The sequence below is a fragment of the Stenotrophomonas sp. YJH_SMC_94-11 genome (genome assembly GCF_059370435.1).
Genome location: NZ_JCAFTR010000008.1, coordinates 138,162 through 153,668 on the forward strand (window position 1 = coordinate 138,162; position 15,507 = coordinate 153,668).

Sequence of the window (15,507 nt, forward strand, 5' to 3'; positions counted from 1 at the left end):
GTAAACAAATCCTCGCTGGTCAAGCAAGGTAGGCGTTCTGTTCGATTGAGCCTGTTCTAACGTAAACATCTGCACTCGTCAGGTGCACCCGTCAGTCAAGAGCATCGACACGGCCCGGCAGGCGCGCGCCAGGGATGTCCCCGCCTTCAAGCCATTCCTTTACTTCATCCAGGCCCAAGAACTTCGCCATCCTCATCATCCAAACCAAGGCAACGCCTGCCTTGGGCGAATCAAAAACAAAGTTCTCGCGCAAAAGCTTGAGAAATTCATCGAAGATAACGCTGCCAGCCACGCACGGCTGGGAGAGCAACCTCATCAAGGCGCAGAGCTCGTGACGTCGAGCGAAAGTAATCGATCAAACCAAGGCTTCGCGATTAGCAAACGCGTCAGCTATTCGTCTTCGTCACCTGCAGCCTCAACGCTATCGTTGATGAACTGAAGGGCCCTGCGATGTTCTTCGAGGACTGTGTCATGGGCGGGCATACCAAGACAAGCAATCTTGGAGAAGGCATGAATGACCTCCTTAGCTTCCTCATATCGTTTCAGCCGAAGCAGGCTGTCCACGAGTCCAGACGCGACCAACACATCGCGAGGACGAAGCTTCTCAAGCGCACGAAGCGCCCAGAGGGACAACTCCGCGTCATCGCTCCGAAAACCAATCCCAACAAGAAACAACCACGCGACCTCACAAGCGGGATCGCGCTTTACAAGATCCAAAAGGTGGTGACGCGCGGCATTGTCGTCACCCGCCTCAAGCATACTGGTAATTTTATCAATATCCATCAAGGTCGCTCTGCTTCATTAACTTCTGGCACCGATAGGGAACGCACCCAAGCATACAGCGTGCCAAGTTCCCACCCCAGAGACCCGGCTGGTTGAAATCATCTTTAGCGCGAGTGCAGGTAGTCTTACAGCCCTGGATATAGCTTTGGCGGTCAGCAACGAAGTCGTCGTCATCTCCGTCGGCACACGCAGATTTGATCAATGCAACAGCCATCTGCGACGCTGGACTATTCGGATTCAGAATACCTTGGCCCAACTCCCAGCATCTCCCCTGCCTTAAGGGCATTCCGAAGGCTATCGCTGTTGATCATTGGGCCAAAGTCCCAGTTGCCGTTCGGATTGCGGAGGTCGCCTCCATTGTACGCCCCAACAGCACCCGGGGCGCCCGTGACCACGGGGGGCGGGGGCAGCAAAGGAATTGCCTGCATCCCATCGGGATCAACTGATGCGAGCGGGTTGCCCTTCACGTAAGAACCGAGGCAGAAGCCGACAACGCTTGAAAGGCAGATCCGCCATCCGGGACGTGCCCATCGCACAGCAACTCATTGACGCTGACTTCCTGGACTTCGTGGAAGACATTCGACAATGCGGCCATCCTCGGCTTTTCCCTCACCTCTCGGCGGGTGTCAACCGCAAAACGGGCGACTCAAACGCTCGCTACAGCCAAGCGGCACTCAACCAGTTCAGCACCTACATGAAGCGTCTGGGCTTCAGAAAGGGTGTTGGGTTTCATGCATTCCGCCACACCATCGCCACGGAACTTCATCACCAGGACATCCCGGAAGAGGTCATCGCACTGATCACCGGGCACTCGCCCAACAAGCGTGTCGCCGTCTTGCACGAGGCCTACTTCCACAAAAAACCAGCGTTGGCTCAAAATAAGAAGGTTCGCACCATCAAGCGTTACCAGCCTAGCGTTGAACTGCCTAAGTATGAGCGAGGTCAGTTCGCAGCACAGCTTTCCGACCCCAGCAAGTTCTACCCATAATGGCCACCCGGCCACCGCGCGTGTGGCAATCAAGCTCGTTCAACACTAGGCTAACGGCTGTCCATTTTGAGGAAATCTCTAATGCCTATCGATTTGACGGGATTGTCGGTCAAAGAGCTGCGCTCTTTGATCAGCACCGCAGAGAAGCAGCAGACCAAGATCCTGACACGCCCGAAGGCTGCTGCCATGCGTGCCAAGATCAACAAATACGTCAAGGATCATGGCTACACAATCGAGGAACTCTACGGAGTTCCTGATGCGGCGGCGCCCAGCAAGTCCAAGAAGACAAACGTCCGGAAAAGCCCTTCGGCCCGCAAACTGGGCAAGGTGGCTCCGAAGTATCGCAACCCGGCCAATCCTGAAGAGACTTGGACTGGGCGCGGTAGGCAGCCCAAGTGGATGGCCCTGCTGGTTGCTAAGGGAGCATTGCCTCAAGATTTCCTGATTAGTTAATCCTGCGACTAATCAAGGCGGCCGGCTTCTGCCTAGCATGCAGCCGGCCGACCGGCCGGCCGGCCGGCCGATGAATGATGCAGGACTGAATGTCAGGGTGAGCCCGAGCTCTTGCCTGCAGCCTCAAGTCTATCGTTGATGAACTGAAGTGCTCTGCGATGTTCTTGCAGCACGGTATCGTGAGCAGGAATTCCAGGAACGGCTGCATCCGAAAAGGCGCGAATGACCTCCTTCGCCTCGCCATAGCGCTCCAGCTGAATCAAACAGTCCACCAACCCAGAAACAACGAACGCGTCACGCGGTCGGGTTTTTTCAAGCTGGCGCAACGCTTGCAGCGATAGATTCGCGTCATTTGTTCGAAAACCGAGGCCGACCAACAATAGCCAAGCGCGCTCGGAAGAGGGATCACGCTCAACGATCTCCAACAGTTGTTTACGAGCACCATCCAGGTCGCCCGACTCCAGCAGCAACTTGGCACTCCTAATATCCATTGACATCGCTCTCCTTGATCAAGTCTTGACAGCGGTGCGGGACGCAGCCGGTCATGCAACGAACGAAGCTTCCCCCCCAAACACTAGGCTGTCTGAAGTCACCGCCTGCGCGCGTGCATGTCACTTTGCAGGCTTGAATGTGCTCTTGGCAGTCTGCCTCAAGATCATCCTCCCCATCCGCACATGCCGACCGAATCAACGCAACCGCCATCTTGGACGCGGAACTCTGCGGATTCAGGATGCCATTCGGCCCAAGGAGACCGTTTGTCCCAACCCCCAGCATCTCACCCGCCTTAAGGGCATTCCTAAGGCTATCGCTGTTGATCTTTGGACCAAAATCCCAATTGCCGTTCGGATTGCTGAGGTCGCCCCCATTGTACGCCCCAACGGCACCGGGGGCGCCCGTGACCACGGGGGGCGGGGGCAGCAAAGGAATTGCCAGCATCCCATCCGGGTCAACCGAGGTGAGAGGGTTGCCCTTCACGTAGCCATAGGTGCTGATTCCCCCCTGCAATCCGAGCGGGTCTGACGTCACGAAGCGGCCACTGGCGGGATCGTAGTCACGCTGAACGTTGTAGTGAAGGCCGCTTTCAGCGTCGTATCGCTGCCCAGGGAAGCGCATCGCGAACTCAAACAGCGTGCCGTCCTGGTCCGGATCCTCGTTTGGTGCCGTCGCACCGAACGCTTCCCCCTTCAGATCCCAACTCCAAACTGCGACGTCACGGGCTGGATCAACGACAACGCGAGGGGTGCCCAGATGATCCGGCTGAACGTAGTAGAGCGCGCTACCCTTCAGCAATCCGACAGGCAGGTTGTCCAACCAGATCACCTGCTGACGCGCAATACCCGCCTGGTCGTATTCCCCCAGCCATTGCCCGCGCTCATCGTAGAGACTCAGCGCTGAGGCACCTCCGGCCTTACGTGCTATCTGCTGGCCAAGATCGTTGTAATGGTATTCCGCAGCAACCGCGCCGTTTCGCTTCACCGCACTCAGGCGCCCCATTGCGTTGTAAGCAAACTCGCGTTCTACGCCTTGGATCGAAAGCGTGTTGCCAGCCGCATCGTAGGCACGCGACACGCCCCCGGCGCTTTGCAGGCGATGACTGTCTGACGGATAGACGTAGGCTTGATCAACTCCATTGACCTTCGCGGACGTGCGATTGCCCGTGGCGTCGTAGGCGTAGCTGTCGATGATCGAGCCAGTCGCCGCATCCTTGAAGGCAGTCAGTCGGCTCAATGCGTCATAGGTCATCGATACGGACGTTGCCCCAGTCCCTCCGGAGGTGAGGCCGGTCAACTCGCCCACGGCACTGAACGAGAAGGCTGCATTCAGTGCTCCCGAGCCACTGCCGATCAACGCTGACGGACGGTAATCCTGGTCAACGTCTCGCGCCAGCGTACGCCCGTTGCCGTAGGCCCAGCCTGCAGTGGGGCCGAAGGGATGGCGCTTTGCACTGGAAAGCAACACGACACGAGCAGCACCCGGTCGCGTCACGCCGATCTCGGTGACCATGCCGGCTGCATCTCGCTTGTAGTCCGCCACCATTCCGTCAGGATAGGTGACAGAACGAAGTCGGCCAGCATTGGTATAGGCATAGCTGACGCCTACGCTCTGCCCCGATGACGTCTGCACCTTGCGCGTCACATTTCCGGCGCGATCGTAGCAATACTGGGTTTTAGCGCCGTCATCCTGCATGGATGAGAGCCGGCCGCTTGCAAACGACTCACCGGCTGAGCAGATGTCCTCGACTTGGTCATACACGTATGACGCAACAATCGCTTGGTCCCCATAAACCTTGCGCACCACGCGTCCCAGGGCATCGTATGTGTAGCTGCTAGCCGTGCCATTGGCGTCAACCTGCTTCGCCGGCTGCCCTGCACTGTTGTAACTGGCAGTGGTTGCGCCCGTGTCAGGACTCTGGCGGCTCAACAAGTCGCCCAGCCCTGAATAGCCGTAAATGGTCGCCAGGCCTTTGGGATCGACCACCTTGGTGGTCCGGCCTTCGACGTCATACTCGTATCGCGTCTCGACCGCCATTCCGGAAACGTCCTGAAGCACCCTGCTGGGCCTTCCATAGGGATCGTAGTCAAACTGCGTCTTGCGCTTCAGGGCATCGGTGATGAGCTGGACGTTGTTCGCCAGATCATACGTAAAGTCGGTTGAATTCCCCGCTGCCGTCTTCTGGGACACCAGTTGCCCCAGCTTGTTGTAAACGCGAGAGAGCGAACGCTTCAGTCCACCACCTGCGTCGAACACCTCCTCTTTCGTGCGATTGCCTGCCACATCGAGGGTGTAGCGAATGTTGTTCCCGGCCCCGTCATTGATCTGGACGAGACGGTGCGCATCATCGTAAGCGTAGCTGAGGGATACTCCATCGGGGTCAGCAACCGATGCGACATTACCTGTTGCGTCATAGGACAGGGAGGTCACTCGATCGTTGGTGGACGCAGCTCCGTCCATGCTGTTCCGCTCGGTTATCGAGGTAAGCTTGCCTCGAGTGGAATAGCCAAAATCATGGATCGTGCCGGTCACGTCTCGAAGGCGGCTGACACGTCCATTTCGGTCGTAGGCCAGCCGTGTCGTCACTTGACCGAGAGCATTGGTCTCGGACTGAAGGTCACCAGCGCGGTGGCAGGAGCCCCCGAGAACGCCGCAACCCGACTCATCCGCGGCCAGGTAGTAGCTGTACCTGGTAACGTCCTGAACATCGGTCCGAGGCCCGTCTTCTGCAAGGACAAGACCGATTTGCGGGCATTGGGTGGCATCCACCGCCGAGCAGTAGGCGGTGGTCCATTGACGAACCCCAGCGGGTGCATTGGTTGCAGCTCCGCACGCATACCCGACCGCAGCCGAATTAGCAGGATCCACCTCGCACCGCGCGACCTCCAGGCCCAACGCGTTGTACTTCCATGAACTGCTGGAAACGGCCACGCCCGCAGAGTTCTTTACCACCCGACTCAGGGGCAAACGCAGTGCGTTATCCCACGTGGTCGTCGTGGTGCGCTGCTGGGGGGTGTCGGCGGCGTCAACCTGTTCGGCCAGCAACCCGTCTGCCGTGTAAGTGGTCCTTGTAGTGATTCCCTTGAAGTCCGTGACCGACGCCGGGTAGCCGTTCACGTCATAGGTCATGGCCTTGTAGGGTTGGTTGCATTGGTCACCGCAGGCGGCCGAACCGCCCGCGGGCATCAGACGCCCCTTTCCTGTATCCACGAAGCCTAACTTGGAAGTGGCTCCGAGTGGCCCCTTGACGGTTACTGGCAGCGTTCCCTTCCAGGTGGAAGCGGCGTAGTCCAAGGTTGTGGTATCAACTCCGCCAGCGAACTCTGCGTGATAGGCGCGATGGTTGTAGTCGAATTTAATGGTCTCGTGACGAACGCCTTTCTCATCCACAATCCCTGTGAGGAAGGACGTCCCTGCGACAGTGGGGCTGTTGGCTGTTTCGTTGTAGATGTAACCCTTGCTTGTGGCGTCCGGATAGGTCACCGAGGCAAGCTGTCCTGCGGGGTTGTAGCCAAACGTTTGCGATGCACCGTCTGGCAACATCATCGTGGTCAATCGCGATGAGGCATCATACTTGAAGCTCAACGTGCGCCCGCTGGCGTCGCCAACGGTCAACAGGAGTCCAGCGACTGGCGCCACATCTGCCGGCGTGGTTGCGTCCGAATACTGCAAATACAGAAGCTTCCTGCCTGCAGAGTCATAGACCTCCTTCAGCAAGCCTGTTGCATCGTAGATTTCGGTTTGGCGGTTCGCCGCCAACTGCAATGCATAGCCGGTGCCCGCCTCTCGATCAACGAGCACGTCTGCCACATCGGCGTCGACGGTCCAGCCGCTTGAGGTTCGAGTGAACCGCTCTGAACTGCCATCCGGCCGAATAGCACGGATGAACGTGTATTCTCCGGCGGCTCCAGTATTGGAAGCTAGCACCTCAAGTCGCCGATCAAACAGGTGGCGCCACTGACGCCCCAAGGAAGAACCCGGGGCACGGGGAGAACTGTTGTAGAACCGCCGGAACATCAGGCCTGACGGAGACTCGAAGTCCGTTTCCTGCCGATAGAAGTTGCCAGTGGAGGTATTGATCGGATCACCCTCAAACGGGCTTCCTGGATCACGGGCATTGGCCTTTGAAGCACTGTCAGCAGCACCTCGAGCCCCAGTTCCATCGGTAGCGGAGCCAAGCCCAGCCGAGCAACGCTTCTGGCACCCGCCGAAATTTTTCTGGGGCTGCCCAATCAATATCTCGGAAGCAAAAACATTGTCACTTGCACTCCCGTTGACGTAGATCGTCGCCGCCCAGCCATCGTTGCCGTATCGCACGGTAACAACGGGCGGCTTGGTGCACTTGGGGTCCTGTTGGCAAGGCGCTTGGATCTTCCCGACCAGGAAGTTGACCGCAGCACCGACGCTCTCAAACGAGCCAACCCCACGGAACGACTGGACCTTGTAGGGAGGGCCGTAGTAGGTGGCTGCACTTGCAGTCGATGCACCGCCTAAAGCTAGGCAGAAGGAGAGAATCGCGGCAGCCTTGTGGCTGCGCAGGGGCATTGCAAATGCCATTGGTACACACTCCATGTGAAAGAAAACTGGCAATTCCGGCCAAAGGATTCCATCCGACATCCGTCCTTAATGCGCGGAACGAACATCTTCTCCCCCAACCTTGCTGGGGATCGGCAAATCCTAGAGCAAGCTAATGACAGATTTTGTGCGACAAGACAAGCTTTGGAGAAGCACACCGCAATTGAGCATAGGCCCGCGGTAACCGTGTCCACACGGTGTGCAACAGCCCGGCGCCAGCTCGTTAGGCTTACTCCTGTCCTTCGCACGCCGTATCAAGACCCGCCGAAGCCATGCACCACCGATGGGCTCGCGCAGACGGCTTTCCCGTGCCGCTCTCCATTCTGATTCGCTATGGTGTGTCGCCAGTCATCCATCAACACCCTGCCGCAAGTAGAAGGTTAGATCACGGCCGGATTCTGCCGAACGAAAAAAAGGCCCCCATCCGCAACGATGAGGGCCTCTATCAACACTAAAACCGTCAAGTGGGAATCAGAACGGAATATCGTCGTCAGCGAAGTCGTCCATCGGCGGCGCCTGCTGCGGCTGCGGACGCTGGTTGCCACCCTGGTTGCCGTAGCCGCCGCCCTGGTTGCCGCCCTGGTTGCCATAGCCACCGCCCTGGCCACCACGCTGGCCGCCGCCACCGCCGCCGTACTCCTGGCGCGGTGCCTGCTGGCGCTGCGGACGATCGCCGCCGTAGTTGCCGCCACCACCGCCGCCGCCTTCACCGCGGCCGCCCAGCATCTGCATTTCATCGGCGATGATATCGGTGGAGTACTTCTCCACGCCGTCCTGGCCGGTGTACTTGTCGTAACGCAGGCTGCCTTCGACGTAGACCGAGCTGCCCTTGCGCAGGTACTCGCCGGCGATCTCGCCGAGCTTGCCGAAGAACACCACGCGGTGCCATTCGGTGCGCTCCTGCTGGTTGCCATCCTTGTCCTTGCGGACGCTGGTGGTGGCCAGGCTGATGCGGGTGATCGCCATGCCGCCCTGGGTGTACTTCACGTCCGGGTCGTTGCCAAGATTGCCGACCAGGATGACTTTGTTGATGCCGCGCGCCATAGGTACCTTCGTCCGTTGTCCAGGGGCAGACCGCCAGTGATAGCACAGCCCCGGGCGGGGTGCAGTACGCTGGGCCGCCCCTGGTGAAATTTTGGGGAATGCGAGAACGACGCATCTTACCATCGCCGCCGCCGTCCGCCCGGTCAGGAGACCCCGACCGCACCGAAGGATCAGGCTGATTTCCTTGTCCGGCAATGACTTACCTTCGCCCCGACCGACGTCCAGAGAGGCATTCGCGTCTGCGCATGGCATCATGCCCGGGCACCTTCCACCTGCCCGCTCCGCCCGCCCATGACGATCAAAGGCAAAGCCACCTCCCTGGACATCGCCCACCTGGCCGGGGTCTCCCAGCCGACCGTGTCGCGGGCCCTGCGTGGCAGCCCGATGGTCAACGCCGAGACCCGCGAGCGCATCCTGCGCATCGCCCGCGAGCTGAATTACAAGGTCGACAAGAACGCCTCCAGTCTGCGCCTGCGCAATGCCGGCACGCTGGCCCTGCTGTTCTTCGAGGATCCGACCAACGACGATTCGCTGATCAACCCGTTCTTCCATTCGATGCTGGGCTCGATCACCCGCGCCTGCGCCCTGCACGGGCAGGACCTGCTGGTGTCGTTCCAGCAGCTGTCCACCGACTGGCAGGCCGATTACGAAGACAGCAACAAGGCCGACGGCATCATCCTGCTCGGCTACGGCGACTACCACGAATCGCGCGACCGCCTGCAGCGGCTGGTCGAACAGGGCACGCACTTCGTGCGCTGGGGCGCCGCCCTGCCTGGCCAGCCCGGTGTCTCGATCGGCAGCGACAACTTCCAGGGCGGGCATGACATCACCACCCATCTGCTGCTGCAGGGCTGCCGCCGCATCGCCTTCCTTGGCCATGCCTCCAGCCACTACCCCGAATTCCAGGAGCGCTACCGCGGCCATGTCGCGGCGCTGCAGGACCACGGCCTGGCTGCCGAACCGGCGCTGCAGCACGATGCGATCACCACCGAGGCCTCCGGCCAGGAGGCCTGCCAGGCCCTGCTGGCGCGCGGCGAGCCGATCGATGCGATCTGCGCGGCCAGCGACCTGATCGCCATCGGTGCGATGCGCGCCCTGCGCGAGGCCGGGCTGCGGGTACCGCAGGACGTGGCGGTGACCGGCTTCGACGACATCCCGCTGGCCGCTTCGGTATCCCCGGCGCTGACCACCGTGCAGCAGGACACCAAGCAGGCCGGGCAGCTGCTGGTGGAACGCCTGCTGGCGCTGATCGGGCGGCAGCCGGTGGACAGCCAGAGCATCCCGGTGAAGCTGGTCGTGCGCGAATCATCCCTGCGCGGGTAGGCGCCGCGCCGCTGGGCCGGCGCTCCGGCCAACGCACGATGGCGGGATTCTCCCCCCATGACCAACGGCGGATGACGCCTGCCTGCTCGTAAGCGATAAACACGACGCACGTGTGGCATATCGGGGGCACCCGTCCTGAACTGCCAGCTGGTGGTCGAACGGGAGCCAATCGCATGCGATCCGGTGTTGCAGCCCTGCGCCTGCAGGACATCCGCGAAGATCGGTGATCTCTGGGACATGTCCTATAGGACGTTGCAGCTGCACGTCCCAGAGTTTCAGCCTTCAAGGCCGGCAACCCGATTTCAGGTCGCCCGGTCGATTCCATCTCGGTCCGCCTCTTCTCCTGGAGCTGCCAAGTGCTGAAGATCGATTCGCTGTCCAAGACGTACGCCAACGGCGTGCATGCCCTCAACAACGTCACCCTGGACATCCCGCGCGGCATGTTCGGCCTGCTCGGCCCGAACGGCGCTGGCAAGTCGTCGCTGATGCGCACGCTGTCCACCCTGCAGGAGGCCGACAGCGGCACGGCGACGCTCAGCATTCCGGGCGAGGCGCCGATCGACGTACTGCGCGACAAGGATGCGGTGCGCCGCCGGCTGGGCTACCTGCCGCAGGATTTCGGCGTGTACCCGAAAGTCAGCGCGCTGGACCTGCTGGAACATTTCGCGGTGCTCAAGGGCCTGACCCAGCGCGCCCAGCGTCGCGAGGTGGTCGATGGACTGCTGCAGCAGGTGAACCTCTGGGACGCGCGCAAGCGCAAGCTGGGCACCTACTCCGGCGGCATGCGACAGCGCTTCGGCATCGCTCAGGCGCTGTTGGGTGACCCACGCTTGGTAATCGTCGACGAACCCACCGCCGGCCTCGATCCGGAGGAACGCAACCGCTTCCTCAACCTGCTGGCGGCGATTGGCGAGAACGTGGCGGTGATCCTGTCCACCCACATCGTCGAGGACGTGACCGACCTGTGCCCGACGATGGCGATCATGAACAAGGGCCAGGTGCTGCTGACCGGGCGACCGGCCGATGCCATCGATGCCCTGCAGCAGCAGGTCTGGCGCAAGCAGGTCGATCCTTCGGAACTGGCCGACCATGAAGCACGCTACGTGGTGCTCTCGACCCGCCTGGTCGGGGGCCGCCCAGTGATCCACGTGCACAGCGCCAACGACCCCGGCGATGGCTTCGCGGCCGTGGCTCCCGACCTCGAGGACGTGTACTTCCAGCGCCTGCGCCTGCAGGCCCGTGCCCGCGCGGCAGCCTGAGCGGAGCACACCATGATCCTCGATTTCTTCCGTTTCGAGCTGCGCGAGCAGCTGCGCTCCCCGCTGCTGTGGCTGCTGGCCGGGCTGTTCGCCCTGCTCGCCTTCGCCGCCGCCTCCAGCGATGCGGTGCAGATCGGTGGCGGTAGCGGCAACGTGCACAGCAACGCGCCCACCGTGATCGCGCAGATGCTGGGCATCTTCACCCTGCTCGGCATGCTGGTCACTGCACTGTTCGTCAGCAATGCGCTGCTGCGTGACTTCGAACTGGGCACCGCCGAACTGATCTTCGCCAGCCCGGTGAAACGCCGCGACTACCTGGCGGGGCGCATCGCCGCTGCCCTCGCCGCCGGGCTGCTGGTTTACGTGGTGATCGCGTTCGGGCTGTGGCTGGCACCGTTCATGCCGTGGGTCGATCCCGAGCGCATGGGCCCGATCAGCTGGCAGGGCTATGCGTGGACGTTCGCGGTCATCGTCATTCCGAACCTGTTGTTCACCACCGCACTGCTGTCGCTGCTGGCGGCACTGACCCGCTCGATCCTGTGGGTCTACATCGGCCTGGTGGCCTACCTGGTGCTGTACGGTGCCAGCGCGGCCCTGCTGCGTGACATCGACAATACGTGGATCGCGGTGCTGAGCGAACCGCTGGGCATGCGCGCCCTCGGCCGCACGATCCGCTACTGGTCCACCGCCGAACGCAACAACGGGATTCCCGAGCTGGCCGGTTACCTGCTGGCCAACCGTGCTCTGTGGCTGGGTGTGGCTGCCGCGCTGTTCGCCGCCACCTTCGCGCTGTTCCGTACCGAACGCAGCGGCAGTGGTCGTCGGCGCTGGGGCCGCAGGCAGGCGCCACCGGTTGCCGATGCCGCCAGTGTCCGCCCCACCCGCGCAGCACTGCCGCGCGTGGTGCCGGCGTTCACCGCCACCACGGCGTGGCGGCAGTTCCTGCGCCAGGTGCGCTTCGATACACGCGGCGTGCTGCGCAGCGTGCCGTTCATCGTGCTGCTGGTGCTGGGCCTGGCCAACTTCCTGCCCAGCGCGCTGTTCCGGCAGACCCTGTACGGCACCTCGATCTGGCCGGTCACCTCGCAGATGATCATGGCCCTGCAGGGCGCCTTCAGCTGGCTGCTGGTGATCATCGTGCTGTTCTTCGCCGGTGAACTGGTCTGGAAGGAACGCAGCGCGCGTATCAACGAAGTGACCGATGCCATGCCGGTGCCGAACTGGGTGCCACTGCTGGCCAAGTTCACTGCGCTGCTGGCGGTGATCGTCTGCTTCCAGGCCGCCGGTGCGCTGGCCGCGATGGGCGTGCAGCTGGCCAAGGGCTACACCCATCTGGAGCCGCTGCTGTACCTGCGCAGCCTGGCGCTGGATTCGGTGGTCTACATCCTGATGGGGGGCCTGGCGCTGGTGCTGCAGGTACTCACCAACAACAAGTTCGTCGGTTACGCGCTGCTGATCGTGGTGATGATCGGCCAGGGCGTGCTCGGCCTGCTCGACTACACGCAGCACCTGTACAACTTCGGCAGCTGGCCCAACGCGCCCTATTCGGACATGAACGGCTACGGCCACTTCCTGCCAGGGCAGCTGGCCTTCCAGGGCTACTGGGCGCTGTTCCTGCTGACGCTGATGTGCCTGGCTTCAGCCTTCTGGGTACGCGGTGTCAGCCAGGGCCTGCGCCAGCGCCTGGCGCTGGCTGGCCGTCGGCTGCGCGGCCCTACCGGCGCCTTTGCGGCGCTGGCAGCAGTGGCGTTCGTCGGCGTGGGCGGCTGGCTGTACTGGAGCACCAACATCCGCAACGAGTTCATCCCGCCCGACCAGCAGCTGGACCTGCAGGCCCGCTACGAGCGCGAGCTGTCGAAGTACCGCAACCTGCCGCAGCCACGCATTGTCGCCGTGGACAACCGCGTGGACCTGTTCCCGGAATCGCAGTCAATGGTGATCGATGCGAACTGGACCATCCGCAACCTGCACGCGCAGCCCATCCAGGAACTGCATGTCTCAATGGGCGACGACAAGCAGCTGCTGGCCGCCGACCTCGGCGGGCAGAAGTTGACCTTCCACGACAAGGATCTCGGCTACCGCATCTACCGGCTGGACAGGCCGCTGCAAGCGGGCGAAACCCGCAGCGTGCATTTCCGGGTGGTGCAGAAGCCCAACGGCATCACCGCCGGCCAGGCCCCGAGCAACATCGTGGACAACGGCACGTTCTTCAACAGCCGCGTACTGCCGTCCTTCGGCTATAACGAGGGCGCCGAGATCAGCGACCGCAACGAACGCCGCAAGCGCGATCTCGGTGAACCGCGGCGCATGCCCAGGCTGGAAGACGAGGCAGCGCGGGCCAACACCTATATCTCCAATGATGCCGACTGGCTCGATTTCCGCACCACGGTGTGCACCGCGCCGGACCAGGTCGCGCTGGCACCGGGCTACCTGCGGCACGAGACCACGGTGAATGGCCGGCGCTGCTTCAGCTATGCCATGGACCGGCCCATGCTGAACTTCTACGCCTACCTGTCGGCACGCTGGGAGGTGCGCAAGGCGAAGTACAAGGACATCCCGATCGAGGTCTACTTCGATCCGGCGCACGGCTACAACGTGGACCGGATGATCGAGGCGGTGCAGAAATCACTGGCCTACTACGAGGCGAACTTCACGCCGTACCAGCACCGCCAGGTACGCATCATCGAGTTCCCGGGCTATGCCCGCTTCGCGCAGTCGTTCGCCAACACCATCCCCTACTCCGAGGCCATCGGTTTCATCGCTGACCTGCGTGACCCGGACAAGGTGGACTACGTGTTCTACGTGACCGCGCACGAGATCGCACACCAGTGGTGGGCGCACCAGGTGATTGGTGCCAACGTGCAGGGCGCAACGGTGCTGTCCGAATCGTTGTCGCAGTACTCGGCGCTGATGGTGATGGAGCAGGAGTACGGCCGCCAGCACATGCGCCAGTTCCTCAAGCGCGAGCTGGACGGTTACCTGTCCGGCCGCGGCGGCGAGGCCATCGAGGAACAGCCGCTGGAGCGCGTGGAGAACCAGCAGTACATCCACTACCAGAAGGGTTCGCTGGTGTTCTATCGGCTGCGCGAGGAAATCGGCGAGCAGGCCCTGAACCGGGCGTTGAAGCGCTTCCTGCAGGACAAGGGCTACCAGCAGCCGCCGTACACCACCTCACGCGAGCTGCTGGGCTACATCCGCGCCGAGACCCCGGCTGACCGCCAGCAGCTGGTCACCGATCTGTTCGAGAAGATCAGCTTCTACGACAACCGGGTGATGGCCGCCAGCGCCCGCAAGCGCGATGACGGGCGCTACGACGTGACCCTGGACCTGCACGCCGCCAAGCAGTACGCCGATGGCAAGGGCAAGGAGAGCGACGCGAAGATGGATGACTGGGTCGAGATCGGCGTGTTCGCCAACGGCCCGTCGGGCAAGGAGCGCGACCAGAAGGTGCTGTACCTGCAGCGCCACCACATCACCAGCGCCGAGCCGAAGATCACGGTGACGGTGGACGGGAAGCCGGATGAAGCGGGCTTCGATCCCTACAACAAGCTGATCGACCGGGTGAGCGATGACAACCGGCGCAAGGTGACGATGTGAGGGAGGGGGCGCGGGCCTGTGCGCCGGCGCTCCACGCAACGCGTGCGGGCTTGGCTCGGCCTTGCTGCTTGGCTTGGCCCTACTGTAGTGCCGAGCCATGCTCGGCACATTGTCCACGGCAGCCGCGAAAACTCAGTGCACCGCGGCCTTCGGCCCCAGCAACGCCAACAGCACATAGACCACGATCGAAGCGACGGTACCGAGCACCGCCGGCAATCCGAATGCCCACGCCGAACGACCCTGCTCGCGTGCCCACTGGGCCAGATACCAGGCCGAACCCAGGTTGATCAGCCAGGCAATGGCGAAGGCCGGCCACTGCACCATGCCCACCGCGCGCAGCAGGGGCATGGACACCAGCGCGGCAATGATGGCTGCGATCAGGAAGATCAGTGCGGAGCGGGAATGACGTGATCGTGCCGGTGAGCCGACAGGTAATTCCTTCAATTCCACAGCAGAGCCTCGATCCTGGTGTTATCCAAAAGGAACCACGTACGGCACCCGAAGGGAAGCGTTCTGTAGGGTCGGGCCGTGCTCGACTGATCCGGCATGGCGCGAACGGCAGCCGAGCATGGGCTCGGCTCTACATGACAATCAACCCTGGGCGAAGTCCTTCAGGATCTCGCCGATGCCGCTGGGCGAGATCTCGAAGCCCAGCGGGGTGCCCGGATTGATCACCACGCCGTAGCCACCCGGCACGCGACGCAGCACGTCCAGCATCAGCCAGCGGATCTGGTGTTCGGCCTGCTGGCTGTAGATGCCCACCCGCGACGGATCGGTAAACACGGCCACGTGCAACGTGCCCTGCTTGTCGAACAGCAGCGGGTCGAAACCGCTGCCATCGGGGGTCACCAGGCTGCCGGTCTGCAGCACCACCTCGGAGGCGACGAAGGCTTCCATGAAGGCGCGGATCGGCACCGCCCCGTCCATCGCCGCCTTCAGCAGGGTTTCGATCGGAGTCTGCGGGACGAGGTCGGTCATGGCGGCACGGCGGGG

The 15,507-nt window shown here is 62.2% G+C and carries 11 protein-coding genes and 1 pseudogene; 5 read left to right on the forward strand and 7 right to left on the reverse strand.

All coding sequences use genetic code 11. The features are described 5' to 3' along the window. Positions 1-91: 91 nt before the first annotated feature. The gene (locus AC5P74_RS14890; RefSeq protein WP_171957768.1) at positions 92-316 is read right to left on the reverse strand and encodes a hypothetical protein; all 225 of its coding nucleotides are present in this window, start codon (positions 314-316) and stop codon (positions 92-94) included. 74 nt (positions 317-390) lie between these two features. Next, a complete protein-coding gene (locus AC5P74_RS14895) occupies positions 391-783 on the reverse strand; it encodes a tetratricopeptide repeat protein (protein WP_329841463.1) in 393 nt (130 codons plus the stop codon). 469 nt (positions 784-1,252) lie between these two features. Here AC5P74_RS14895 and AC5P74_RS14900 point away from each other — a divergent pair. Together AC5P74_RS14900 and AC5P74_RS14905 are read left to right on the forward strand one after the other, a co-directional pair. Beyond that, positions 1,253-1,771: pseudogene (locus AC5P74_RS14900) on the forward strand (tyrosine-type recombinase/integrase); the annotation flags it as partial. A gap of 81 nt (positions 1,772-1,852) precedes the next feature. Then, positions 1,853-2,224: an H-NS histone family protein gene (locus AC5P74_RS14905; RefSeq protein WP_171957771.1), complete on the forward strand. Its 372-nt coding sequence runs from the start codon at positions 1,853-1,855 to the stop codon at positions 2,222-2,224. 92 nt (positions 2,225-2,316) lie between these two features. On the opposite strand, the gene AC5P74_RS14910 is transcribed toward AC5P74_RS14905, so the two are convergent. The 3 genes from AC5P74_RS14910 to AC5P74_RS14920 all read right to left on the reverse strand — a co-directional run bounded on the left by AC5P74_RS14910 (position 2,317) and on the right by AC5P74_RS14920 (position 8,335). Beyond that, positions 2,317-2,694: a tetratricopeptide repeat protein gene (locus tag AC5P74_RS14910; RefSeq protein WP_171957772.1), complete on the reverse strand. Its 378-nt coding sequence runs from the start codon at positions 2,692-2,694 to the stop codon at positions 2,317-2,319. A gap of 10 nt (positions 2,695-2,704) precedes the next feature. Further along, positions 2,705-7,333 carry an RHS repeat-associated core domain-containing protein gene (locus AC5P74_RS14915; RefSeq protein WP_495204995.1) on the reverse strand — a complete coding sequence of 1,543 codons (4,629 nt, stop codon included), beginning with the start codon at positions 7,331-7,333 and terminating at the stop codon, positions 2,705-2,707. A 429-nt stretch (positions 7,334-7,762) separates the two neighbouring features. Continuing rightward, on the reverse strand, positions 7,763-8,335 hold the full coding sequence (locus AC5P74_RS14920; protein ID WP_043034165.1) for a single-stranded DNA-binding protein: 573 nt from the start codon (positions 8,333-8,335) through the stop codon (positions 7,763-7,765). 291 nt (positions 8,336-8,626) lie between these two features. Here AC5P74_RS14920 and AC5P74_RS14925 point away from each other — a divergent pair, with 291 nt between their 5' ends. The 3 genes from AC5P74_RS14925 to AC5P74_RS14935 all read left to right on the forward strand — a co-directional run bounded on the left by AC5P74_RS14925 (position 8,627) and on the right by AC5P74_RS14935 (position 14,514). Then, on the forward strand, positions 8,627-9,658 hold the full coding sequence (locus AC5P74_RS14925; protein WP_053496894.1) for a LacI family DNA-binding transcriptional regulator: 1,032 nt from the start codon (positions 8,627-8,629) through the stop codon (positions 9,656-9,658). 356 nt (positions 9,659-10,014) lie between these two features. Then, positions 10,015-10,917 (forward strand): ABC transporter ATP-binding protein, encoded by a 903-nt coding sequence (locus AC5P74_RS14930; protein WP_005412555.1) that lies wholly within the window; start codon positions 10,015-10,017, stop codon positions 10,915-10,917. Positions 10,918-10,929: 12 nt separating this feature from the next. Further along, positions 10,930-14,514, forward strand: coding sequence for an ABC transporter permease/M1 family aminopeptidase (locus AC5P74_RS14935; RefSeq protein ID WP_329841461.1), 3,585 nt, complete (start codon positions 10,930-10,932; stop codon positions 14,512-14,514). A gap of 132 nt (positions 14,515-14,646) precedes the next feature. On the opposite strand, the gene AC5P74_RS14940 is transcribed toward AC5P74_RS14935, so the two are convergent. Further along, on the reverse strand, positions 14,647-14,964 hold the full coding sequence (locus AC5P74_RS14940; RefSeq protein WP_329841459.1) for a hypothetical protein: 318 nt from the start codon (positions 14,962-14,964) through the stop codon (positions 14,647-14,649). A 141-nt stretch (positions 14,965-15,105) separates the two neighbouring features. After that, on the reverse strand, positions 15,106-15,492 hold the full coding sequence (locus AC5P74_RS14945) for an SseB family protein (protein WP_005415624.1): 387 nt from the start codon (positions 15,490-15,492) through the stop codon (positions 15,106-15,108). Between the last annotated feature and the right edge of the window lie 15 nt (positions 15,493-15,507).

Bases quoted from the DNA above. Each gene is read 5' to 3' on its own strand.
- AC5P74_RS14890 (WP_171957768.1), bottom strand. From the start codon at position 316: ATGAGGTTGCTCTCCCAGCCGTGCGTGGCTGGCAGCGTTATCTTCGAT.
- AC5P74_RS14895 (WP_329841463.1), bottom strand. From the start codon at position 783: ATGGATATTGATAAAATTACCAGTATGCTTGAGGCGGGTGACGACAAT.
- AC5P74_RS14905 (WP_171957771.1), top strand. From the start codon at position 1,853: ATGCCTATCGATTTGACGGGATTGTCGGTCAAAGAGCTGCGCTCTTTG.
- AC5P74_RS14915 (WP_495204995.1), bottom strand. From the start codon at position 7,333: ATGTCGGATGGAATCCTTTGGCCGGAATTGCCAGTTTTCTTTCACATG.
- AC5P74_RS14920 (WP_043034165.1), bottom strand. From the start codon at position 8,335: ATGGCGCGCGGCATCAACAAAGTCATCCTGGTCGGCAATCTTGGCAAC.
- AC5P74_RS14925 (WP_053496894.1), top strand. From the start codon at position 8,627: ATGACGATCAAAGGCAAAGCCACCTCCCTGGACATCGCCCACCTGGCC.
- AC5P74_RS14935 (WP_329841461.1), top strand. From the start codon at position 10,930: ATGATCCTCGATTTCTTCCGTTTCGAGCTGCGCGAGCAGCTGCGCTCC.
- AC5P74_RS14945 (WP_005415624.1), bottom strand. From the start codon at position 15,492: ATGACCGACCTCGTCCCGCAGACTCCGATCGAAACCCTGCTGAAGGCG.